The following is a 22,194-nucleotide window of genomic DNA, read 5'->3' as shown; positions in this document are numbered from 1 at the left end:
CATATACAGGACCTTAAGAAAACACTTCATTTGAAATTCCTTCTAAGGTCCTGTTCTGTATCGATTTTCGCTGCTTGGTTCGACGGGCATTTTTCGCCAAGTAAACGGCAGCCCATTCCAGACGCTCTCTTATTTCCACCAACACCCGATGAGCCACCGCTTCCAATAACGGGAACCACCAGGTTCCGCTATTTTTCGCCGCTTTCAGTGTGGATAAACCGTCCCCCATCAGCGTCTGAGCTACCCGTCTTTTCATCACCAGCGACAACAGGCTGGCCCACACCAGCCCCTCGGCAATGGCTTTCTGACCTGTCACAAAGCCCTTGAGCCGGTTGTGCGACTTCCACTCCTTAAACAGCAGCTCCACCTGCCAACGACAGCGGTACAGGCTCATCACCCGCTCTGCTGGCCATGCCTCTCGTGGCAGATTGGTCATCCAGATACAGAACCGTTTCTCCTCGGCAAACCAGCGTCGGATCAGCCGATACTCGAACTTGCCCGATTTCACCACCATATCCAGTACCTCTGCCCGACAGTGCCGCCGTCCAGCATCCTTGAGTGACAGGCCCGCCAGCTTCGGCACTTCCCGTTCGTCACCGCGCCATGCCCGGATAATCTTCGGGTTCAGGCTCTTACTACCCCTGACCAGATAGAAACCGCCCGCCTCGTTTAGTTTCGCAAAGTAGGCCATATCGATGTAACCCGCGTCCGCCAACAGCAGGCTGTTATTGAGCCGCTCGGGCTCAGGCAGGAACTGGCGCTCTGACGCCGTATCGGCAGAGACCTGCATGCAAACTGGACTTTGCTCCAATAGAGACATGAGCATATGACACTCGATTGCCGCCGGGCTAATGGTCTTGAACCTTCCCGGAAACACTTCGGCCAGGCTTTTGTGGACGGCAAAGGAAGTACCATCCTGCAACAACACCTGTTTGAATGCGCCAAGGGATGCAGTCTTCATCTGTTGGCCGATACGCAAGGCGATAGCCCGTTCAACCAGCGCCTTCATGAACAGGGCGAACGACGCTTTGCGCAACTGGTTGTGAAAGGGCTTGTAGGAAACCTGATGGGCATCAACCAGTTGCAAGGCATTGAAATGATGGTGCAATCCAGCGATACCATCGACCTGGTCGCAGCCAAGTGCCCGCAAGAGTGCAGTCACCAGCATGGCAGGCGTAATGGCTCGTTTGCGCAAGCAAAATTGGCAGTCACGGGCAATGCGGTCGAGTTCGGCAGGAGAGAGAAGTTGCTCAAGATAGTGGTTGGCATCGATAATGGTCATGGCTTCGTGCGTGGCGGTTTTGTTTGGCGATAAAATCAGATCACAATCGAAGCCATTTTTATATCTATTTCAATTGGTTGCTGCTAAAGATCCTGTACATGAAAGAATGCTCATCTGTTCAAGAACCATACCTCATCTGACAACTTTGGTCTTTTCACAATTTTCGATAAATAGTGCTATAGGCCTCAATCTTATGACGACATCCCCTAAAACGGCCATTACCTGCTGCTTTGTGCATCCAAAAAAGGGCATTAAGAAAAAAGTAGCATCATACAGAGCTAACCATTTGCGCTTCAACGCTGGCCCCAGCGCTGTTGTTATGACCAATTCTGTCGTTTGGCGAAAAATGCCCTCACTGATGCGCATAAGTGACAATTTTATTATTACTGGATCGCTGCAAACCCCTGACATGATGGGTTCACTTGTTGGGTAATCCACCACCTTGATGGGATTAGTCTATGGCACCCCTCGCCAACATGGATGTGTAAATCGCCTGGGTAGAGAGCCATCCCTCATCTGCCAACTCACTCCATACAACGCGTTGAATTCTCATAAATTTCAATCCAGATCTCATTTCAGCTTTTTTCCCGTCTCAACAATTGATCTGACGCAACTCTGCTTCTGATAAAACAACATTTAATTTACCTGTTTGATAAATTCAGCGTGAGTAATCAGGTACTGCAAGGTCAGTTTCACCACCAACGGCATGTCTGCCCTCCCCCACGGGGATAAAGTCCACACGACAAGATGGATCGGGTCAGACCGGACAAAAAAACATTTATCTGGGAGTGATAAACGTGGGTTCACAAAACAGGCATTCCAAACTGGGCCTCACCGCCCTGTTGCTGACCAGCTGGCTTGGCACCAGCGGCTGGGTACAGGCCGCCGAAGAGGCGCAAACCAAAGAAAAAGTAGAAGCACGCAATGAGCTGTTCGCCAAGGATCATGCCGATCAGTTCAAAAGCTGGCAGGCTACCCGCGAGAGCGAAAAGCTCAACGACGCGCTGGCGGAAGATCCCAATATGGTGGTGCTGTGGGGCGGTTACCCCTTTTCCAAGGATTACAACAAACCCCGTGGTCACTTCTATGCGCTGACCGATGTGCGTGAGACCCTGCGCACCGGCGCACCGAAAACCGCCGAAGATGGCCCCCTGCCCATGGCCTGCTGGAGCTGCAAGAGCCCGGATGTGGCCCGCGTCATCGACGAGAAGGGTGAAGATGGCTACTTCAAAGGGATGTGGGCCAAGGGTGGGCCGGAAATCGTCAACACCATCGGCTGCGCCGACTGCCACGACACCGCCTCGAAGGAGTTCAAGGAGGGCAAACCTGCCCTGCACCTCTCCCGTCCCTATGCCGATCGGGCCATGACCGCCATCGGCAAGCCGTTCAAGGATCAGGGGCGCTTTGATCAGCAGTCCCAGGTGTGCGGCCAGTGCCACGTGGAGTACTACTTCAGCGGCCCCACCAAGGCGGTCAAATTCCCCTGGGACAAGGGCACCACTGTGGAGCAGATGGAGGCCTATTACGATGAAATCGGCTTTGCCGACTGGACCCATGCCCTCTCCAAAACCCCCATGCTGAAAGCCCAGCACCCCGAGTACGAAACCTGGCGCGCCGGCATTCACGGCCAGAACAACGTCGCCTGCGTCGACTGCCACATGCCCAAGGTGCAGAACGAGCAGGGCAAGGTCTACACGGATCACAAGGTGGGTAACCCCTTCGATCGCTTCGAGCAGACCTGCCGCAACTGCCACACCCAGAGCAAGGAGATGCTGCAAGGGATTGTCAAACAGCGCAAAGAGGCGGTGATCGAGACCAAGCTGAAGGTCGAGAAGCAGCTGGTACACGCCCACTTTGAAGCCAAGGCGGCCTGGGATGCCGGCGCCACCGAGGCAGAGATGAAGGATATTCTGCAGGACATCCGTCACGCCCAGTGGCGCTGGGACTACGCCATCGCCTCCCACGGGGTGCAGATGCACGCCCCCGAAGTGGCCCTCAAGGTACTTGGCAGCGCGCTGGATAAAGCCGCTGACGCCCGCACCAAGCTGGCGCGCCTGTTGGCCAGCAAGGGGATCAGCCACGAAATCGCCATCCCCGACATCTCCACCAAGGAGAAAGCGCAAGCCGCCCTTGGCATGGATATGAAGCAGTTCAACAGCGACAAGGCCCAGTTCCTCAAGACCACGGTCCCCGCCTGGGATGCCGAGGCCAAAGCGGCCGGACGGCTGGCACAGTAACGGCGCCTGCGGGCCCGGCCAGACCAGGCCCGCAGCGGATGGAGGCTTCCTATGGGTGATTTAACGATGGATTTTTTACGACTGATGCTGATGGCAGCCATGTTGCTCACCAGCCTGCAGGGTCAGGCGGCCGAGCCGGCAGCTGCCCCTGTTCCAGCTACACATGAGGTGGAATTTTTACGCAATCCCGACAAGGCCTGTACCGAGTGTCACAAGGAGCAGAGCGAAGGGATGCACGGCAAGCATGGTCAGGCGACCAATCCCAACAACCTCAAGCCGGTGACCTGCACCAACTGCCACGGCCAGCCCTCCCCCCAGCACCGGGAAGGGGTCAAGGATGTGATGCGCTTCAGCCACAGCCTGAAGGATAAAGAGAGCATCAAGCTTTATCCCATCAGCGAGCAGAATGGAGTCTGCATGAGCTGCCACGAGCCCAAACCACTGCGCGAGGCGCTCTGGGCCCACGTCGTGCACGCCACCAAGCTCACCTGCACCAGCTGTCACCAGTTGCATCCGGCCAAGGAGCCCATGGTGGCGACCCCGGAAAAATCCCGCATCAAGCTCTGCGTCGACTGCCACAGCAAGCAGCATGAGGCCAGCAAGGCCCGGCAGGAGCAGTCCAAATCGGCTACCGGCAAGGAGGCATCATGAGCTGCTCTCGCCGTGACTTTATGGCGGGCATGGGCGCAGGGGCCCTTATCATGATGACGGGGCCGACTCGCACCCTTGCCACCCCCCTTGCCCACAGCCAGACCATAGACGGGGTCCGCTATGGCATGATCCACGATGAGACGGCCTGCATCGGCTGCACCGCCTGCATGGATGCCTGCCGGGAAGTGAACAAAGTGCCAGAAGGGGTCTCGCGCCTCGAGATCATCCGCTCAGGCCCCATCGGGGAATTTCCCGACGCCGAGTACCGCTTCTTTCGCAAGTCCTGCCAGCACTGCGACAACGCCCCCTGCGTCCACGTCTGCCCCACCGGCGCCTCCCATATTCGCAAGGAGGATGGCATCGTCGATGTCAACGCGGATCTCTGCGTCGGCTGCATGTATTGTCTGGCCGCCTGCCCCTATCAGGTGCGCTTTATCAACCCTGTGACCCGAGTGGCAGACAAGTGCGACTTTTGCCGCAAGACCAACCTCGCGGCGGGCAAGGAGCCGGCCTGCGTGGAATCCTGCCCCACCAAGGCGCTGGTGTTCGGCAATCTGGATGATCCGGACAGCCCCATCGCCCAACGGCTGGTGAAGGAGACCACCTATCGCTACAAGCAGGCGCTCGGCACCTCGCCCAAGATGTACCGCGTGCCCAAAGGGGAGATAACGTCATGACCATGCAAGCGGCATTTCACTTCCCTTCCCTCGTGTGGGACTGGCCCATCGCTATCTATCTCTTTCTGCTAGGCATCTCCGCCGGGGCAACCACCCTCTCGGTGCTGCTGCGCCGCAAGGGGGCAGGCAGCGAGAGCGGCATCATCAAGGCGACCGCAATCCTGGCGCCGGCGAGCGTGATATTGGGGCTGCTGATCCTTATCTTCCATCTGGCCCGCCCCTGGACCTTCTGGAAGCTGATGTTCCACTACCAGTTCGACTCCGTGATGTCGATGGGGGTCATGCTGTTCCAGCTCTATATGGTGGTGCTGTTCGCCTGGCTGGCGGTGGTGTTTCGCACCGAGATTGAGACCTTGCGTCGTCACCTGCTGCAAGAGAAGTTCGCTTTTGTGGATGGCCTGATTGGCTGGCTCGCCCGCATCGAGCGGCTGCTGGCGCCGCTCTTGCTGCTGCTCGCCGTTCTGCTGGGTGCCTATACCGGCTTTCTGCTCTCGGCGCTCAAGACCTATCCGCTCTTGAACAACCCGGTGCTGCCGGTGCTGTTTCTGGTCTCGGGCATCAGCTCCGGCATCGCCTCCACCATCTTGCTGGCGGTGACGCTCTTCAAGGAGAACCATCACAGCAAGGGGGTGAGCTTCGTGCATCGCTTCGAGCGACCCGTGCTGGCGGTGGAGGTGTTGCTGCTGGTCTGCTTCTTTACCGGCCTCTACTTCGGTGGCGGCCAGAAAGAGGTGGCGATGTGGGCGGCCATCGGCAGCGGCTTCTGGGCTCAGGTATTCTGGGTCGGCGTGGTGGGGGTCGGCATGCTGCTGCCCCAGCTGCTGGCCCTGCTGACCCCGGCGCCCCTGCGGGAGCGAAACGGCCATCTGGTGCTGGTCTGCAGCCTGACCCTGGTGGGGATCCTGCTGCTGCGCTACTTTGTGCTCTATGCCGGCCAGATGACGGTAGTTTAAAGGTATGATCACCAGCGCCAGCCACCCTTGGGTGACTGGCGCTGGTTTGTTGCTGGCCCAATGAATTTCTGGTGATGCCACACCCGTTGCTTGGCAATGTTCCCCGCCAAAGGGAGACGACGCGGCGTGTGTGTCATGACATGAATGAGATCAAAGATTGAACCGGAGGTTATGTGCTGGCGGAGCTCGGCTATCTCTCACTGTTGCTGGCGGCGGCACTCTCCTTGCTGCAGGGCACCCTGCCCTGGCTGGGATTGCGCCTCGCCTCCCCGACCCTGCTGCGCAGCGCCACGCCGCTGGCGCTGATCAATGCCATCCTGCTGTTGACCGCCCTGCTGCTGCTCGCCAGCTGTTTTGGCCTCGATGACTTCACCCTGGTCTATGTGGCCCAACATGCCAACAGCGCCCTGCCGCTGGGCTTCAAGCTGGCGGCGGTATGGGGCGGCCATGAAGGCTCCATGCTCTTTTTCGTCTTTGCGCTGGGGCTGTGGGGCGCCCTGGTGGCCCTTTGCTCCAGGCGGGTCGATCCGCTGATTACAACTCGGGTATTGGCCATCATGGGGCTGATCGTCGGGCTGTTCGCCCTCTATACCCTGATCTTCTCCAGCCCGTTTGACCGCCAGTTCCCGGGGCCGCTGGAGGGGCGCGATCTCAACCCCATGCTGCAGGATATCGGTCTCATCATCCACCCGCCCCTGCTCTATCTCGGTTACGTCGGCGTTGCGGTCAACTTCGCCTTCGCCATGGCGGCGCTCCATTCGGGCAGACTGGATGGCGCCGTGGCTCACTGGAGCCGCCCCTGGGCACTCGGCTCCTGGGTCTTTCTCACCGCCGGCATCGTGCTGGGCTCCTGGTGGGCCTATTACGAACTGGGCTGGGGCGGCTGGTGGTTCTGGGATCCGGTAGAAAACGCCTCCCTCTTGCCCTGGCTGCTGGGCACTGCCCTGCTGCACGCTCTAATTGTCTGCGAGAAGCGCGGCGCTTACGGCCACGCCGTGCTGTTGCTCTCCATCTTCACCTTCGCCTTGAGCCTGCTCGGCACCTTTGTGGTGCGCTCCGGAGTGCTCACCTCGGTACATGCCTTTGCAGTCGACCCCAGCCGCGGCCTCACCCTCTTGTTGCTGCTCGGTTTGCTATTGACCTGCGCCCTCACCCTGTTTGCCCTGCGGGCGGACATTCGCGCCCCCTATGCCCGCTTTGGCTTGCTGTCAAAGGAGGGACTGCTCGGTGCTGCTATCCTGCTGCTTTGCGTGGCCTGCGCCAGCGTGCTGCTCGGCACCTTCTACCCCATGGTGTTCCAGTCGCTCCATCTGGGCTCGCTCTCGGTGGGTGCCCCCTATTTCAATACCATCTTCGTGCCGCTGGCCCTCTGCCTGATGACGCTGATGACCCAACTGCCGCGCCTGCGCTGGCAGCAGCTTGCGCCACATTCCCGACTCAACGCTCTGTTGCCGCCGCTGTTTGGGCTGCTTGGTGGCGGGCTGCTTAGCCTTGCCTATCTGGAACAGGGATCGTTTTCCGGTAGCTGGATTGGCATCCTCGCCAATATGGTGAGCCTCTGGCTGATGGCCAGTCTTTTGCTCCCGCTCTTGCAACCGACGTTGCTGCGCGAGCTCACCCTCAATAGGTTCGGCAGCCTGCTGGCCCACCTCGGGGTGGCGGTGTGTGCCCTCGGCATCGCGCAGGTGAGTCACCAAAGTCAGGAAGGAGGCACAGTGCTAAGTGCCAACCAGCCCTACCAGCTCGGCGCCTTCGAGTTTCGTTATGAGGGGCGCGAGCCGGTGATCGGCCCCAACTATACCGCCGAGCGCATCACGCTTAGCGTGCATAAAGACGGTAAAGAGGTGGCGCGGCTGACGCCGGAGCGGCGCCACTACAGCGTGCGCACCATGAACATGAACGAACCGGGCATCGCGTGGGGTATGCTCGGCGATCTCTACGTGGTGCTGGGTGAGAAGATGGGGCCAGATGCCTATGCCATGCGGCTGCACTACAAGCCGCTGGTACGCTGGATCTGGCTCGGTGGCCTGTTGATGATGGCAGGTGGCGCCCTGCGCCTGCTCGCCCGCCGCCCCTTGCTTGCCTCTCGTTCCGTTGCGGTTGGCACCTCCCATCCCCGGCTCGAACAGGAGGCGTTATGAGATCCCGCCTGCGCCTCTTTCTTCCACTGCTGCTGACACTGAGCCTCGGCATCCTGCTCTGGCTCGGCCTTGGCAACAATCCCTACAGCCAGGATGAGGCGACGCTCGGGCGTACCCTGCCTGTGTGGCAAAGCAACAATCTGCTGGACGGGAGTCCGATCCAGACCGCCAGCCTCAAGGGGGAGCCCTTTGTGCTTAACGTCTGGGCCAGCTGGTGCGCCAACTGCCGCGCTGAACATCCGCTGCTCAGCGAGCTCGCGGCAACAATGCCCCTCTACGGTCTCAACTACCGGGACAAGAGGGATGCTGCCCGCGCCTGGCTTATTCAGGCGGGCAACCCCTATCGCGCCGTGCTGGCCGACCCCGACGGCAAACTGGCGCTGGAGCTCGGCGTCTACGGCACGCCGGAAACCTATCTCTTTGATGCCGATGGAGCCCTGCTGACCCGTCATACCGGCCTGCTCACCCGGGAGATCTGGCAACGCCAGTTTGCCCCCCTGCTTGCAAAGGCCCGCAGCAACACCGCCAACCAGCCCGAAATGGAGAGAGAAGTGCAGGAGAGCAAGCCATGAGCCGTCTCGGCCACACCCTGATAGCGCCGCTCTTGCTGGCATTGAGCCTCGGGGCCCTTGCCAGCGGGGTCGACACCTATCAGTTTCGCCACCCCGAGCGGCAGACCCGCGCTCAGGAAGTGGCCCGCGCCCTGCGCTGCCCCCAGTGCCAGAACCAGAACCTGGTGGAGTCCAACTCCCCCATCGCGCGGGATCTGCGGCTAGAGGTCTACCGCTGGGTGGACGAGGGACAGAGCGATGAGCAGGTGATCGCCCGCATGACGGAGCGCTTCGGTGATTTCGTCCGCTACGATCCCCCCTTAAAGGCCAGCACGGCGCTGCTGTGGGGCGGTCCCCTGCTGCTGTTGGGGCTGGCGCTGTTGATCCTGTTTCGCCGCCTCACTAGCACAAAGGCGCACCCCATCCCTGCCGTTAAGGCAATCGATGAGTCAATCCATCAACCCGCCGCCGACCCGCGCAGCGAACTGAATCTGTTGATCATGCGTGGAGAACAAGCGGGCCTCTCCCCAGACCAACCACTCTACAGGGAGCTGAGCGCCGCCCGCCTGGCCAACGCCATCCCGGCGGCTGAGCTGGCCCTGCGCGCGCAACTGACCAGCGAGCATGACAATCGCGGCCGCAATCATCGGCACGGGCGGGCCTTGTTGCTGCTTGGCCTCCTGGCCATCGCGGCCGTTGCCGCTGTGTATCTGGGCAGCGGCCGTTATCAGGCGTGGCAGGCGTATCAATCCCGTCCCGATCCGCTGGCGGGGTTGAGCCCGCGGGATCTGCAGGACAAGGAGCTGGGGAGGCTGCATCAGAAGCTTCAGCGCAATCCTGCCGATCTCGACAGCTGGGCGGCGATCGGCCAGCTCTATCTCTATCGGGGCGAATATGACAACGCCCTGCTCGCCTATCAGCGCCTCGCGCTGCTGGAGGGGGGCGCCAGCGCGGCGACTCAAGCCGCGCAAGCCACCGTGCTCTACTATCAGGCGGGCCAGCAGCTGACTCCCGAGGCAACCCGCCTGCTGGAGAGCGCCCTCAAGCAGGACGCGGGGGAAGTGAGCGCCCTGATGCTGCTCGCCTCCGATCACTTCCTGCATGGTCGCTACAGCCAGGCCATTGCGCTGTGGCAGCAACTGCTCGATGAAGAGCGCCCCCGCATCAACCGGGCCGCGCTGATCGAGGCGATCCAGACGGCAAGCATAATGGGCGGGTAACCCCTTGATTGAAGGAGGGTAATCGTGGTGATATGGCGCCGCGACCACGCAAGTGGCTCAGCACTCTCTTTCAATAGACAAGGATGTCTGGATGCAACTCACCCTGTTAAACGACTCGGGCAAATTCGATGGGCTCGATCACACCATTACGCACGTTTTTGCCGAGACGGCGCACAAATTGAATGCCTTGTTCGATCTCTCCCAACTGGATGTCACCTTCAGCCCTTTTGCCGAGGGGGATGCGCCCGACTCGGGTATCGGTGGCTGGGCCATCAACATGTATCGAATAGAACTCCAGCTTGATCTGGAACGGCCTGATATCAAAGAGGTGATCATCACCGAATTGCCTGCCGTGCTGGCCCACGAAGTCCACCATATCGTGCAAAAGAAGAACAAGGTGGCAGCAGAAACACTGGCCGAAAACCTGATTTTTGAAGGACTGGCCTGCTACTTTGAGCAGCGGTTCAATGGTGGCACACTCCCCTCGCTGTTCAAGGAGTCTCATCACCATGACTGGCAATCGCTCCTGGCAGAGATGACGCCCCATCTATCCAGCAAGCAGTTCAACTTTTTAGACTTTTTCTACTGCCGTGATAACCGGCCATTTCCCAAATATGCCGGTTACTGGGTGGGGTTCAATCTGGTGGCCAACTATCTGGCCAAAAATGGCCTGAATGAAATAGAGGTCATGGGCCTACCCGCCGAGGCGTATTTCAATTAACACACCGTCACACTGTTCGTGGCTATCACAGAGCCCAAATCCGGAGAGAAGATCATGATCCCCATTCGCTGCAAGGCCGTCTCTGGCGTTGCCCTTACCACTGTCGATGGCGAAACCAAATTGCTGGTGATGAAACGGGTCAAGGGGGGCTTCTGGTGCCATGTGGCCGGCACGGTGGAGACTGGAGAAACCGGCTGGCAAACCATCATCCGCGAATTTGGCGAAGAGACCGGTATTACGGTAAGCGAGATCTACAACGGCCAGTATCTGGAGCAGTTTTACGATGCTGCCTTGAATACGGTGGAGGTGGTACCGGTCTTTGTGGTCTATTGCCCGCCCAATCAGGCGGTGACCCTCAACGACGAGCACACCGAATATCGCTGGTGTTCCCTGGCCGAGGCCAAGGCGCTGGTGAGTTTCCCCGGCCAGAAGGCGCTCTACGACCATATCTGGCACCACTTTGTCGACAACGCCCCCTCTCCCCTGATGCGGGTCGATATCCGCTGACCGCGCACAACTTCCCCCTATAGATACAACACGCCCCCGGATGGGGGCGTGTTGTATCTCAAGCCAGCCAAGCGCTTTTGTTAGACCCTACCGATGGCCTATGGCCGCTCGCCAGCCGCCAGACGGCGGTTGATATCGGCGATAACCGGGGCGATGTCGGCAAGGGTATCAATCACGTAGTGAGCTCCCGCCGCCCGCAGTTTGGCCTCGGCCGGTGCGCGCCGGGCGGCGATCTCCGCCTCGCTCATGGCGGCAAACGCTTCCCAGGTGGCACCAAATTCGTTGCCGGAAACCGACAGCCCCACGGTCCACATGCCGGCGTTCAACCCTTCGCTGATGCCGGGTACGGCGTCATCCACCTTGATGCAGCGATGCACCGCGCTCACTCCCAGCTCAATCACGTTGGCCAGCGCCATCCAGGGACCGGGGCGACCACCTGCCTTGAGATCATCGGTGGCGACCCAATGATCCGGGCGATAGCCATGATCGGCCGCCGCTGGTACCAGCGCCTCCATCACCGGACGGGGATAACCGGAGCAGGAGCCGATGCGCAGCCTCTGCACCCGCAGAGCGTCCAACACCGGCAGCACACCGGGGATGGGGGTGGCAAAGCGGGTCACGGCGGCAATCTGCAGCGGCATAAAGGTGTGATAAAGGTGGTCCACCTCGGCGTGGCTCATGGGGTGACCAAAGCGAGCCTGCCAGCGCGCATCCACCGAGGGCAGACGGCCCAGCGCGGCGATATGATCCCACTTGCCAAGGCCCATGGGCTGGCGCGCCTCGTCCAGGGTCACGGGGAAGTCATAGGCGCGGGCGAAGGCCTCGACGAAGATGGAAGTGGGGGCGAAGGAGCCGAAATCGACGACGGTGCCGGCCCAGTCGAGGATCAGCGCCTCCACGTCGGTGGTCGGGTGGATGGCAGTCTGCAACTCAGTCATGGTGATGTTCCTGTTTCGGTGAAAGTGCGATCTCGCCCAATGCGCGATCGAGAATGGTGATGGCGCGCACCAGATCGGCGCGGGCGATATTGAGCGGTGGCGAGAGCTGGATAACGTTGCCCTGGGAGACCTTGAAGCTGAGCCCCAGCTCCAGACTGCGGTAGAGCAGCCGTTCGGCGGCCTGGCTGTTGCGGGTGCGACTCTGGTGATCGACCACCAGATCGAGCGCCCAAAGCATACCGATACCGCGCACCTGCCCGATCAGCGGATGACGTTCGGCCAACTTGCCGAGCTCGGCCGCCATAAAGCGGCCATCCTCCTGCGCTTTTGCCAGCAATCCCTCTTCGCGGATGGTAGCGATGCTCGCGAGGGCCGCCGCGCAGCCGATAGGGCTCTTCTCGTGGGTGTAGTGACCGAGTGAAATAGCTGCCGCCTGATTGAAACGGTCGCGGGTGATAAGCGCTGCAAACGGCACCACCCCGCCCCCCAGCCCCTTGCCCAGACAGATGATGTCGGGTTCGATGCCGAACTCTTCAAAGCTGAACCAGTGGCCGGTGCGGCCCAGGGCATTGGGGATTTCGTCGACGATCAGCAGCACCTTGTGGCGATCGCAGATCTCCCGCACCCGCTGCCAGTAGGCCTTCGAGGGCACCTGTACGTCGGTGTTACGGATGGGCTCGGCGATAAAGGCGCCGATCCCTCCCTCCTTCTCGATGACGTACTCCAGATAATCGGCGTAGTGCAGGTCATCCCCTTCCCCGCGATACCAGACGCCGCGATAACGGGTGGGCGGCGGGATGCGCTCCACTCCGGCCATCAGCGGGCCCATACCGGCGCGAAAACAGGCCTCGCCGCCGACCGAGATAGCATCGAGGGAGGCGCCATGAAAGGCATCCCAGAGGGACACCACCTTGCTGTTGCCGGTGATGAAACGGGCGAGCTTCAGAGCAATCCCCACCACCTCGCTGCCGCCGGGGGCGAACAGCACCCGGTTGAGATCGCCGGGGGCCAGTTCGGCCAGAGTGCGGGCGCAGTCGATGGCAACCTGATGGGTGTAGCGGCGGGGCGCAAACGGCAGATCGGCGAGTTGCTGCTGCACCGCGGCCACCACCCTGGGGTGACCGTGGCCCAGCTGATGGACGCTGTTGCCGTGAAAATCGAGGTAACGCTTGCCCGATACGCTGGTCAACCAGCTCCCCTGCGCCCCCTCAATCAGATCCAGACAGGGGGTGGAGAGTGCCTGATGGAGAAAGTAGCGGCTATCCTCCGCCAATCCGGCCTGTACATCTTCGCTCTGGCCCGCCCACCAGCGCGCCCGCCCCTCGCCGAGGTTGATATCCCCTTCGCTGTCGGCACGGCCGCTGCCGTGCAGCTTATGGTCATGCAAATCGCAGCCACGCAGATCACGACCCTGAGCCAGCATGCTGGTCATCACGCAGCCCCCTGCCAGTAGCAGGCGCTGGCCATGGCGGCGAGCAAGCTGCGCACCCGCTCCGGGGTCACATCACCGATATTGCCGATACGGAAGCAATCGGCTTGCGAGACCTTGCCCGGATAGATGACAAAGCCCTGCGCCTTGAGCCGCTGATAGAAGTCGGCGAAGCGGTAATCAGGATGGGCCGGAGAGTAGAAGGCGGTGATGATGGGAGACTGCCACTGCTCGGGCAGCAGCGGCGCAAAGCCGAGGGCAGCCATCCCCGCCACCAGGGTGCGCTGGTTCTCGCTGTAGCGCTGATGACGGGCTTCAATGCCCCCCTCCTCATCCAGCTCGCGCAGGGCCTGGGCAAAGGCGAGCACGGTATGGGTGGGGGAGGTAAAGCGCCACTTGCCCCCCTGCTGCTCCATGGTCTGCCACTGGGCGTGCAGGTCAAGGGAGACCGAGCGGGCACGACCGGCACAGGCCGTGAGCGCCACGCGGCGAGCGATGACGAAGCCAAAACCCGGTACCCCCTGAATGCACTTGTTGGCCGAGCTGATGAGAAACTCGATGCCAAGGCGGCCCATGTCGATGGGGATGCCGCCAAAGCTGCTCATGGCATCGACGATCAGGCGAATGCCGCGGCGCTGGCAGAGCTCAGCCACCTCCTCCAATGGGTTGAGCATGCCGGTGGTGGTCTCGCAGTGCACCATGGCCAAATGGGTGATCTCGGGGTGGCGCGCCAGCATCGCCTCGATGGCGGCGGGTTCCGGGCGGGTGGTCTCGCCGCAGTCCAGCTCATGGTGGCGCAGGCCAAGGCAGCGGGCCATCTCCCCCATGCGAGCACCGTAGGCGCCGTTGTTGATGATCAGCAGACACTCATCGACGCCTATCGCCGAGCCCAGCACACTCTCCACCACATAGCTACCGCTCCCTTGCAGCAGCACGGCGCTGTAGTCACTTTGATATTCCGGGCCAGTGGCGAGGCGCACCAGCTCGCGGCGGATGGGCTCCACCACCCCCTGGTTGTAGTCCGCATCCCAGGTGCAGCTGTCTTGCAGCATGGCGGCGCGCACCGTGGCGGTGGTCGAGAGGGGGCCTGGGGTCAGCAGCAGGTAATCGACGGCGGCGGGGGCCGCAGGAATATGGGTCATGACTTCGCTCCTTTTGGTATATACCAGAATGAGCGCATTGTGGGTAACTGCCCCGCCAAGGTCAAAGGGGTGGCGCTACGTGCAACAAAAAATTCATTTTCAGCGCCGGGATCGCGATAATCTAGGAGGCCTGAACAACAGGGGCGATGCTGGTATCTACCAACGCATGTTGATGTTGCCGTGTAACGACCGGGCAGATGACCTGCCCTGTGCCCAGCCCATTGCCCAGCCCATTGCCCAACTCATTGCACAACTTATTGCAAAACCAGGGATTTTCATGAGCAAACCGCAATATCTGCAGATCAAGGATGCCCTCGCCAACCAGATCCTGGCGGGGGGTCTGGCCCCCAACGACAAGCTTCCCTCCGAGCGGCTGCTGGGGGAACTCTATGGCACCACCCGGGTTACCATCCGCGAGGCGCTGGTGCAGCTGGAAGCGAACGGCCTTATCTATCGGGAGGATCGCCGCGGCTGGTTCGTCACTCCGCCGCGCTTTCGCTTGAACCCCAGACGCACCTCCAACTTTCACCAGATAGTGCGGGAGCAAGGGGGTGAGCCGCGTACCGAGCTACTGGAGAAAAGCCGCCAGGCGGTGCCGCCCGCGTTGATGGCGCAGCTGCAGCTCAAGCCGTTCGACAGCCTGTTTCTGCTAAAACGGCTGCGCTACGCCAACGGGCGCGCCATCTGCTACTGCGAGAACCACTGCCTGCCAGAGCGAGTGCCCGGCCTGCTGGAGCTGGATCTCAACGGCAGTCTGACCGAGATCTACCAGGCCCATTACGATCTTCATTATGCCCGCATGCAGGTGCGCTTCTTCCCCACCGCCCTGCCGGACGAGGTGGCCAAGGCGCTGGGAGCCACCGCCGGCCTGCCCGCCCTGCGCCTCGAGCGGCTCAACTTCGATCAGCACGGCCGGGTGCTCGACTTCGATCTGGAGTACTGGCGCCACGACAGTCTGGAGATCGAGGTGGATACCCAGGATTAGTCACGGATAAATCAGGAACGGCAAAACGTCACGGGGCTGTCACGGTCACGTCATAAAGATCCCCTAGCCTCTCTCTCGACCAATCTGGTTTATACCAAATCAATTTAACTGGAGAAGAGGATGAAACAGGGAACCCATCTGCTGGCCGTCGCCGTGCTGGCTGCCATGACCACCCCGGCACTGGCCGCGACCGATCTCACCGTCTACACCGCCTTCGAACCGGAGCAGCTCAACGAGCTGAAAACCGCGTTCGAGCGCCAGCATCCGGATATCAACATCAAGTGGGTGCGTGACTCCACCGGCGTGGTCACCGCCCGCTTGCTGGCAGAAAAAGCCCAGCCTAAAGCGGATGTGGTGTGGGGACTGGCAGCCACCAGCCTGATGCAGCTCGATCAGCAGCAGATGCTCAATGCCTATGCACCGAAAGGGCTGGAGAAGCTCGACAGCCGCTTTCGCGACAGCAAGGCCGAGCCGCACTGGATCGGTCTGGACGCCTTCTTCAGCGCCATCTGCTTCAACAAGGTAGAGGCGGAGAAACAGGGGATCCCGGCGCCCACCAGCTGGGCCGACCTCACCAAGCCCATCTACAAGGGCAAGGTGATCATGCCCAACCCCAGCTCCTCCGGCACCGGTTACCTGAGCGTTGCGGGCTGGCTGCAGACCATGGGCGAGCAGCAGGGCTGGCAATTTATGAACGGCCTGCACCAGAACATCGACCGTTACACCCACTCGGGCTCCGCCCCCTGCAAGCTGGCCGCCAGCGGTGAAACGGTGATCGGTATCTCCTTCGACTTTCCGGCTACCAGCCTCAAAGCCAAGGGTGCCCCCATCGAGGTGGTGTTCCCGAAAGAGGGGTCGGGCTGGGATATGGAAGCCGCCGCCATCATCAAGGGCACCCCCCAGCTGGAAGCCGCCAAACAGCTGCTCGACTTTGCCGCCACCGAACAGGCCAACGCCCTCTACAACAAGTCGTTCGCAGTGGTTGCCATCCCGGATGTGGCCCAACCGAGAGCGGGCTATCCGGCGGATATCAAAGGCCAGATGATCGACAACGACTTTAGCTGGGCTGCCCGCGAGCGCAACGCCATCCTGGCCCAGTGGAGCGCCAGCTTCGACGGCAAGACTGAAGCCAAACAGTAAGCGTGAAGGGCGGCGGTTTGTTCACGCCAGACACACCGCTGCCAATAAACTGCCAGTCGAAGGCCAACAGCTGTTGGCCTTCGCTTTTTGGTTTTAACTTCCCGAGTTTGCATTGCCTTCAATTAGCGATGCTTAGTCCATTCGCACAGTGCCCAGCCACTTGCTGGCGACCCGATCTCATTTGACTGTCATCAAGCTGTCATCCCCCGATCACCTGACCGTCACACTTCACCCGCAAACTGGTATATACCAAATCAGTAGCGAGTCGAACCATGACCCAGCCCTATCTGGACATTCAACATCTCAACAAGCAGTTCGGTGCTTTTCAGGCCCTCAAGGGGATCTCTCTGACCATTGAGCCGGGGGAGTTTATCTGCTTTCTCGGCCCCTCCGGCTGCGGCAAAACCACCCTGCTCAGAGCGATCGCCGGGCTGGATCTGCCAGACAGCGGCGAGATCTGGCAAGGAGGGCGCAATATCTCCCGCCTGCCGCCCCAGGAGCGCGACTTTGGCATCGTGTTTCAGTCCTATGCCCTCTTCCCCAACTTGACGGTGGCCCAGAACATCGCCTTCGGCCTTGAGAATCAGGGGCTGGCGCGGGATCTCATCAAGGAGCGGGTGGACCACTGGCTGGGGCTGGTGGATCTCACTGCCCAGTCCCACAAATACCCGAGCCAGATCTCAGGCGGCCAGCAGCAGCGGGTGGCGCTGGCCCGGGCCTTGGCCCTCTCCCCCGGCCTGCTGTTGCTGGACGAACCGCTCAGCGCGCTGGATGCACTGGTGCGCACCCATCTTCGCAGCGAGATCCGCGCCCTGCAGCAGCGCCTTGGCATCACCACCATCATGGTGACCCACGATCAGGAAGAGGCGCTGACCATGGCCGATCGCATCGTGGTGATGGAGGGCGGCCGCATCGTGCAGGTGGGCACCCCGCAGGAGATCTACCACCAGCCTGCCAGCCGTTTCGTGGCAAGCTTTGTCGGTACCATGAACTTCCTCGAGACCCTGGTGCTGAGCCCCAATCAGGTGCGCCTCAACGAACAACCGCTGACACTTGCCAACCAGGCCGCTGCCGGCAGCAAATTGCAGGTGGCGATCCGCCCCGAGGCAATCACCCTGAGTGCGCCGAGCGAGCCGTATCTTGGCCAACATGGCGTTGAAGCAACCATCGATCAGGTGGAGTTTCTCGGCGCCGCCCAGCGCCTTATCTGCACCGCCGACACCTATCTGGGCCCGCAGCAAATTCTGGTGGAGCGCCCGACCCACGAGCTGCCCCGCCACGAACAAGGGGGCTGGCGCAGCGGCATGCGCTGCTCGCTGCACTGGCCCGCCGCGGCGATGCAGCTGTTTGAAGGAGAGCGCCCATGACTGCCCCCCTTGCGACCTCTTCCCTGTTGCCGCCAGCGACAGCCCGGCAAGACTCTCGTTGGCAGCGGATCTGTCGCGGCTGGAGCCGGGATCAGCTGCTGCAACTGATCCTGCTGGTGCTCGGCATCGCCCTGCTCACCGGCGGCTTGCTGCTGCCGCTGCTCACCATGCTGCAAAAGAGCCTGCAAGATGAGAACGGCCTCTGGGTGGGCCTTGCCAACTTCAGCGCCTACTTCGACTCACCTCATCTGGGGCGCACCATAGGCAACACCCTCTGGCTCGGGGTGCTGATCACCGCGCTGGTGGTGACCATCGCCTTTGGCTACGCCTACGCCCTCACCCGCACCTGCATGCCGGGCAAGCCCCTGTTTCGCCTCATCGGTTTGATCCCGCTGTTGATGCCCTCCCTGTTGCCCGCCATCAGTCTGGTCTACTGGTTTGGCAATCAGGGGATCGCCAAGGGGCTGCTCGGCGGCGAGAGCATCTACGGCCCCATCGGCATCGTCATTGGTCTGGGCTTCTGGTGCTTCCCCCACGCCCTGATGATCCTCATCACGGCGCTGGGTCAGAGCGATGCCCGCCTCTATGAAGCCTCCCGGGTGCTCGGCAGCAGCGGCTGGCGCACCTTTGTCACCGTCACCCTGCCTACCGCCCGTTATGGCCTGCTCAGCGCAGCCATCGCGGTCTTCACCCTCACCATCTGCGACTTCGGGGTTGCCAAGGTGATTGGCGGCCAGTACAGCGTGCTGGCCACCGACATCTACCGGCAGGTGATCGGGATGCAGAACTTCTCGCTGGGCGCCGTTGCCAGCGTCACCCTGCTGCTGCCGGCGCTCGTGAGCTTTGCCCTGGAGCACAGAGTGCGCAGCAAGATGCAGGAGCAGAGCAGCACCAAGGCGGTGCCCTATCAGCCCAAACCCCATCGGCTGCGTGACCTGCTGGCGCTCGGCTGGTGTACCCTCTGGGCCCTGCTGTTTCTGGCGCTGGTGGGGATGGCCGTTTACGGCTCCCTGGTGCAGTTCTGGCCCTACAACCTCGAGCTGACGCTGGATCACTACGCCTTTGACAGCAATAGCGTCTACGGCTGGCAGCCCTTTACCAACACCTTGCAGCTGGGCCTCTATACCGCGCTTATCGGCACCGTGCTGGTGATGGTGCTGGCCTGGGCGCAGGAGAAGGGGCGCCACTTTGCGCCGCTGCGCCAATTGCTACATCTGCTTGCCATGCTGTCGCTGGCGGTGCCCGGCATGGTGCTGGGGCTGGGTTATATCTTCTTTTTCAACGGTAATCCGCTCTTTGGCGGCCTATACGGCACCCTGCCGCTGATGGTGCTCTCCTGCGTCATCCACTACTACACGGTGGGCCATATGACGGCGCTGACCAGCCTCAAGCAGTTGCCCAAGGAGCTGGAGCTGGTGGCCATCTCATTGCGCATTCCGCTCTGGAAGGCGTTCTGGCGAGTCACCCTGCCCGCCTCCCTGCCCGCGCTGCTGGAGATCTTCATTTACCTGTTCGTCAACGCCATGACCACCACCTCGGCGGTGATCTTCCTCTACTCGAGCGACAGCGTGCTCGCCTCCATCGCCGTGCTCAACATGGAGGATTCCGGCGATACCGCCGCGGCTGCCGCCATGGCCACCCTGATCCTGCTGGCCGCCGCCACCGTCAAGCTGCTCCAGCTCTTTTTGAGCCGCGCCCTGCTGGATCGCACCCAGCGCTGGCGCCACCAATAACCTTATCGAGGAGTCATCATGTCCACTCTCCCCTTCTGGCTGGCCGAAGCGCTCGCCGCCGAACAGCCCGCGCCTCCCAAGCCACTTCACGGCCACCACGAGGCCGATGTCTGCATCGTCGGCGGCGGCTTTACCGGGCTGTGGAGCGCCATCGCCCTTAAACAGGCCGAGCCCCACCTGCACGTCATAGTGCTGGAGAAAGATCGCTGCGGCAGCGGTGCCTCGGGGCGCAACGGCGGCTGCCTGCTCACCTGGTCGGCGAAGTATTTGACGTTAAGGCGCCTGTTTGGCGAAGAGCAGGCCGCCTGGCTGGTACAAAGATCCGAGCAGGCGGTACACGAGATCGCCCGCTTCTGCGAAACGCACAACATAGAAGCGGAGCTGAGGGTCGAGGGCACCTGCTACACCGCCACCAGCGAGGCCCAGCGCGGCCTGATGGAGCCGGTATTGCAGGAACTCAAGCGAGCTGGCCTTAACCAGTGGCAGGCTGTTGAAGAGGGTGAACTGGCGAGCCAGAGCGGCTCCCACGTTCATCTGGAGGGGCTCTACAGCCCCCACGCGGGTTCGGTGCAACCGGCACTGCTGGTGCGCGGTCTGCTGCGGGTGGCGCGAGAACTGGGGGTCGAGGTCTATGAGCACTCCCCCATGCAGCGCCTTGAGGCGGGCCAGCCAGCGCGGGTGCAAACGCCACAGGGCGAGGTGCGTGCCCGCAAGGTGGTGCTGGCCCTCAACAGCGCCATGGTGCAGCACTTTCGCGAGTTTCGCCGCAGCATCGTGCTGGTCTCCTCCGATATGGTGATAACCGACCCCGCGCCGGATGCACTGGCTGCTCAGCAGCTTGAGCACGGTCGCAGCGTGGTGGATGGCCGCACCTTTGTCCATTACTACCGCTCCACCCCGCAAGGACGGCTGATGCTGGGCAAGGGGGGCAACACCTTCGCCTTTGCCAACCGCCATCTGGCCGAGTTCGATGCGCCGAGCCGCTATCTTGCCCCCCTCACCCGCACCCTGCGCCGCTTCTTTCCGGCGCTTAAAGAGGTGCCCATCGCCGCCAGCTGGTGCGGCGCCTCCGACCGCTCGGTGGATGGCCTCCCCTTCTTCGGCCACTGGCGAGGGCAGCCCAATATCGTCTATGGTCTCGGCTACTCCGGCAACGGAGTGGCGCAAAGCTGGATCGGCGGCCAGATCCTGGCGGCTTTGGTGCGCGATGAAGCTCGGGGATCAGATAAGCCGTGGCGCGAATGCGCACTGGTCAGCGGCCCGCGGGGCTATTTTCTGCCCGAACCCTTTCGCTGGCTGGGCGCCATGGCGGTGCGCAACGCCATCCGGCGCAAGGAGCGGGCGGAAGATGAAAACCGTCCGGTGGCCTGGTATGACAAACAGCTGGCCAAACTTGCCGATGCGGCGGGCAAGGCGGATAAATAGCCCAGTGATAACGGACAAACATTACCCATACTGTTCGCCCCACACCCTATTTCTTGAAACTGCCGACCCGAGGGTCGGCATTTTTACAGGTGAAATCTGAGGGGCATTATCGCCAAGCGTGATCAGCTGATTGATCCCAGCGGCGGCAGGATTGAGATAGCGTGATTTGTAGGTTGGAGCAGAGCGTAGCGAAGCCCAACAGGCGAGCATGATTGTGCCAACCAGAGCGGGATAAACAAAGGTGTGGCCGAACTGTAAACAGATTGACAGGCATATTTCACGGTAAACGTTGGACTTCACTTCGTTCAGCACCAACCTACCTTTTTAGCCCAACATACGAGATACCATTTTTATCCAAAAATACGAGATGATCTATATTTTCACCCCTAATAACAGAAAACTAAGAACGCCACGAATTACAAATAAATCTCCAAACCCCCATTAACCTAAAGTTATCAGAAAAGTATTCTTTAACTATTAGTGGTTTATTTATATTGTGTTCAGCAAGCCAATTTGAAAACTCATCTTCATATTCTTTCGAAGTAGTAAAACAGGAAATGTCATCATGGTTTATCTTAAGGCAACGCAACATACTCGCCCAGCCAGGCCTTTGGATTGCGTCGACCAGTTCACTAGTTGTGCGGTTATTGTAAAGTGGCAATGGTTGAACATAGCGCCACTCATTTTGATAATTATGAGTTTTCTGTTCCACGGGAATTCAGATAATAAGTGCGACACTCATGGATGAATGGCGAGAGGTGGCCAACTGATGATTGGTGGTACCCTTATGCTCGCCAAAGTAAAAGCAGTATCACCATGAGCTATCAGCAGTTGACCGAGGGGCAACGATACCAGTTATCGGTGCTTCGCGCACAGGGGATGTCCATCCTTGCCACCGCACGCGCCATTGGCGTTCATCGCTCCACCCTCTACCGGGAGCTGCGTCGTAACGCCGGGCCGCAGGGCTACCAGCCAGACAATGCGCATCAGCACGCCACCCACCGACGGGCCAGTGCGGCCAAATCTCGGCTATCTGCCGATGTCATCCAGTTTGTCGAGCTGACACTCGCCTGGTGGTGGAGCCCGGAGCAGATA

At 60.8% G+C, this 22,194-nt stretch carries 21 protein-coding genes; 16 read left to right on the top strand and 5 right to left on the bottom strand.

The features are described from left to right. Window positions 1–13: 13 nt before the first annotated feature. A complete protein-coding gene (locus AB5Y97_RS11635) occupies window positions 14–1,282 on the bottom strand; it encodes an IS4-like element ISAeme4 family transposase (RefSeq protein WP_041206016.1) in 1,269 nt (422 codons plus the stop codon). On the opposite strand from AB5Y97_RS11635, the gene AB5Y97_RS11630 reads away from it, so the two are divergent. From AB5Y97_RS11630 to AB5Y97_RS11585, 10 genes are all read left to right on the top strand, one after another. Next, entirely contained in the window at window positions 1,281–1,715 is a 435-nt protein-coding gene (locus tag AB5Y97_RS11630; RefSeq protein ID WP_368157984.1) for a hypothetical protein, read from the top strand. The two genes, AB5Y97_RS11635 and AB5Y97_RS11630, sit on opposite strands and share 2 nt — an antisense overlap. Window positions 1,716–2,073: 358 nt before the next feature. Then, entirely contained in the window at window positions 2,074–3,519 is a 1,446-nt protein-coding gene (nrfA, locus tag AB5Y97_RS11625) for an ammonia-forming nitrite reductase cytochrome c552 subunit (RefSeq protein WP_368157986.1), read from the top strand. Window positions 3,520–3,570: 51 nt separating this feature from the next. Beyond that, on the top strand, window positions 3,571–4,170 hold the full coding sequence (gene nrfB, locus AB5Y97_RS11620; RefSeq protein WP_368157982.1) for a cytochrome c nitrite reductase pentaheme subunit: 600 nt from the start codon (window positions 3,571–3,573) through the stop codon (window positions 4,168–4,170). Further along, the gene (gene nrfC / locus AB5Y97_RS11615; RefSeq protein ID WP_368157981.1) at window positions 4,167–4,847 is read left to right on the top strand and encodes a cytochrome c nitrite reductase Fe-S protein; all 681 of its coding nucleotides are present in this window, start codon (window positions 4,167–4,169) and stop codon (window positions 4,845–4,847) included. Before nrfB ends, nrfC begins: the two co-directional genes overlap by 4 nt. Next, window positions 4,844–5,800, top strand: coding sequence for a cytochrome c nitrite reductase subunit NrfD (gene nrfD / locus AB5Y97_RS11610; RefSeq protein WP_368157979.1), 957 nt, complete (start codon window positions 4,844–4,846; stop codon window positions 5,798–5,800). Before nrfC ends, nrfD begins: the two co-directional genes overlap by 4 nt. 173 nt (window positions 5,801–5,973) lie before the next feature. Beyond that, window positions 5,974–7,941, top strand: a complete 1,968-nt coding sequence (gene nrfE, locus AB5Y97_RS11605) for a heme lyase NrfEFG subunit NrfE (protein WP_368157977.1) — start codon at window positions 5,974–5,976, stop codon at window positions 7,939–7,941. Next, on the top strand, window positions 7,938–8,513 hold the full coding sequence (locus AB5Y97_RS11600; protein ID WP_368157974.1) for a DsbE family thiol:disulfide interchange protein: 576 nt from the start codon (window positions 7,938–7,940) through the stop codon (window positions 8,511–8,513). Before nrfE ends, AB5Y97_RS11600 begins: the two co-directional genes overlap by 4 nt. Then, entirely contained in the window at window positions 8,510–9,712 is a 1,203-nt protein-coding gene (nrfF, locus tag AB5Y97_RS11595; RefSeq protein ID WP_368157972.1) for a heme lyase NrfEFG subunit NrfF, read from the top strand. Before AB5Y97_RS11600 ends, nrfF begins: the two co-directional genes overlap by 4 nt. A 91-nt stretch (window positions 9,713–9,803) precedes the next feature. Next, entirely contained in the window at window positions 9,804–10,433 is a 630-nt protein-coding gene (locus tag AB5Y97_RS11590) for a DUF2268 domain-containing putative Zn-dependent protease (protein ID WP_368157970.1), read from the top strand. A 54-nt stretch (window positions 10,434–10,487) separates the two neighbouring features. Then, entirely contained in the window at window positions 10,488–10,940 is a 453-nt protein-coding gene (locus tag AB5Y97_RS11585; protein WP_368157968.1) for an NUDIX pyrophosphatase, read from the top strand. Between the two features lie 98 nt (window positions 10,941–11,038). On the opposite strand, the gene phnX is transcribed toward AB5Y97_RS11585, so the two are convergent. Genes phnX through phnW form a run of 3 tightly spaced genes read right to left on the bottom strand, consistent with a single transcriptional unit; the run spans window position 11,039 to window position 14,449 of the window. Then, window positions 11,039–11,878, bottom strand: coding sequence for a phosphonoacetaldehyde hydrolase (gene phnX / locus AB5Y97_RS11580; protein ID WP_368157966.1), 840 nt, complete (start codon window positions 11,876–11,878; stop codon window positions 11,039–11,041). Continuing rightward, window positions 11,871–13,310, bottom strand: coding sequence for an aspartate aminotransferase family protein (locus AB5Y97_RS11575; protein WP_368157964.1), 1,440 nt, complete (start codon window positions 13,308–13,310; stop codon window positions 11,871–11,873). Before AB5Y97_RS11575 ends, phnX begins: the two co-directional genes overlap by 8 nt. Further along, on the bottom strand, window positions 13,310–14,449 hold the full coding sequence (phnW, locus tag AB5Y97_RS11570; RefSeq protein ID WP_368157962.1) for a 2-aminoethylphosphonate--pyruvate transaminase: 1,140 nt from the start codon (window positions 14,447–14,449) through the stop codon (window positions 13,310–13,312). Before phnW ends, AB5Y97_RS11575 begins: the two co-directional genes overlap by 1 nt. Window positions 14,450–14,726: 277 nt before the next feature. On the opposite strand from phnW, the gene phnR reads away from it, so the two are divergent. From phnR to AB5Y97_RS11545, 5 genes are all read left to right on the top strand, one after another. After that, the gene (phnR, locus tag AB5Y97_RS11565; RefSeq protein ID WP_005300236.1) at window positions 14,727–15,434 is read left to right on the top strand and encodes a phosphonate utilization transcriptional regulator PhnR; all 708 of its coding nucleotides are present in this window, start codon (window positions 14,727–14,729) and stop codon (window positions 15,432–15,434) included. A gap of 120 nt (window positions 15,435–15,554) precedes the next feature. Further along, window positions 15,555–16,574, top strand: a complete 1,020-nt coding sequence (locus AB5Y97_RS11560) for a putative 2-aminoethylphosphonate ABC transporter substrate-binding protein (protein ID WP_368157960.1) — start codon at window positions 15,555–15,557, stop codon at window positions 16,572–16,574. Between the two features lie 272 nt (window positions 16,575–16,846). Beyond that, entirely contained in the window at window positions 16,847–17,941 is a 1,095-nt protein-coding gene (locus tag AB5Y97_RS11555; RefSeq protein ID WP_368157958.1) for a putative 2-aminoethylphosphonate ABC transporter ATP-binding protein, read from the top strand. After that, window positions 17,938–19,674, top strand: coding sequence for a putative 2-aminoethylphosphonate ABC transporter permease subunit (locus tag AB5Y97_RS11550; protein WP_368157956.1), 1,737 nt, complete (start codon window positions 17,938–17,940; stop codon window positions 19,672–19,674). The genes AB5Y97_RS11555 and AB5Y97_RS11550 overlap by 4 nt, the downstream gene beginning before the upstream one ends. 18 nt (window positions 19,675–19,692) lie before the next feature. Continuing rightward, window positions 19,693–21,099 (top strand): FAD-dependent oxidoreductase, encoded by a 1,407-nt coding sequence (locus tag AB5Y97_RS11545; RefSeq protein WP_368157954.1) that lies wholly within the window; start codon window positions 19,693–19,695, stop codon window positions 21,097–21,099. 21 nt (window positions 21,100–21,120) lie between these two features. Here AB5Y97_RS11545 and AB5Y97_RS11540 read toward each other — a convergent pair whose 3' ends face one another. Further along, window positions 21,121–21,411 (bottom strand): hypothetical protein, encoded by a 291-nt coding sequence (locus AB5Y97_RS11540; protein ID WP_201946864.1) that lies wholly within the window; start codon window positions 21,409–21,411, stop codon window positions 21,121–21,123. A gap of 504 nt (window positions 21,412–21,915) precedes the next feature. Here AB5Y97_RS11540 and AB5Y97_RS11535 point away from each other — a divergent pair. Further along, window positions 21,916–22,194, top strand: a 279-nt coding sequence (locus AB5Y97_RS11535; RefSeq protein ID WP_368157254.1) for a transposase, incomplete at its 3' end; no start/stop codon positions are given.

It is taken from the genome of Aeromonas sp. R10-2, assembly GCF_040908445.1.
GTDB classification, from domain to species: Bacteria; Pseudomonadota; Gammaproteobacteria; order Enterobacterales; family Aeromonadaceae; genus Aeromonas; species Aeromonas veronii.
Note: the sequence above shows the minus strand (reverse complement) of the source record. Positions and strands in the feature narration are given on the sequence as shown.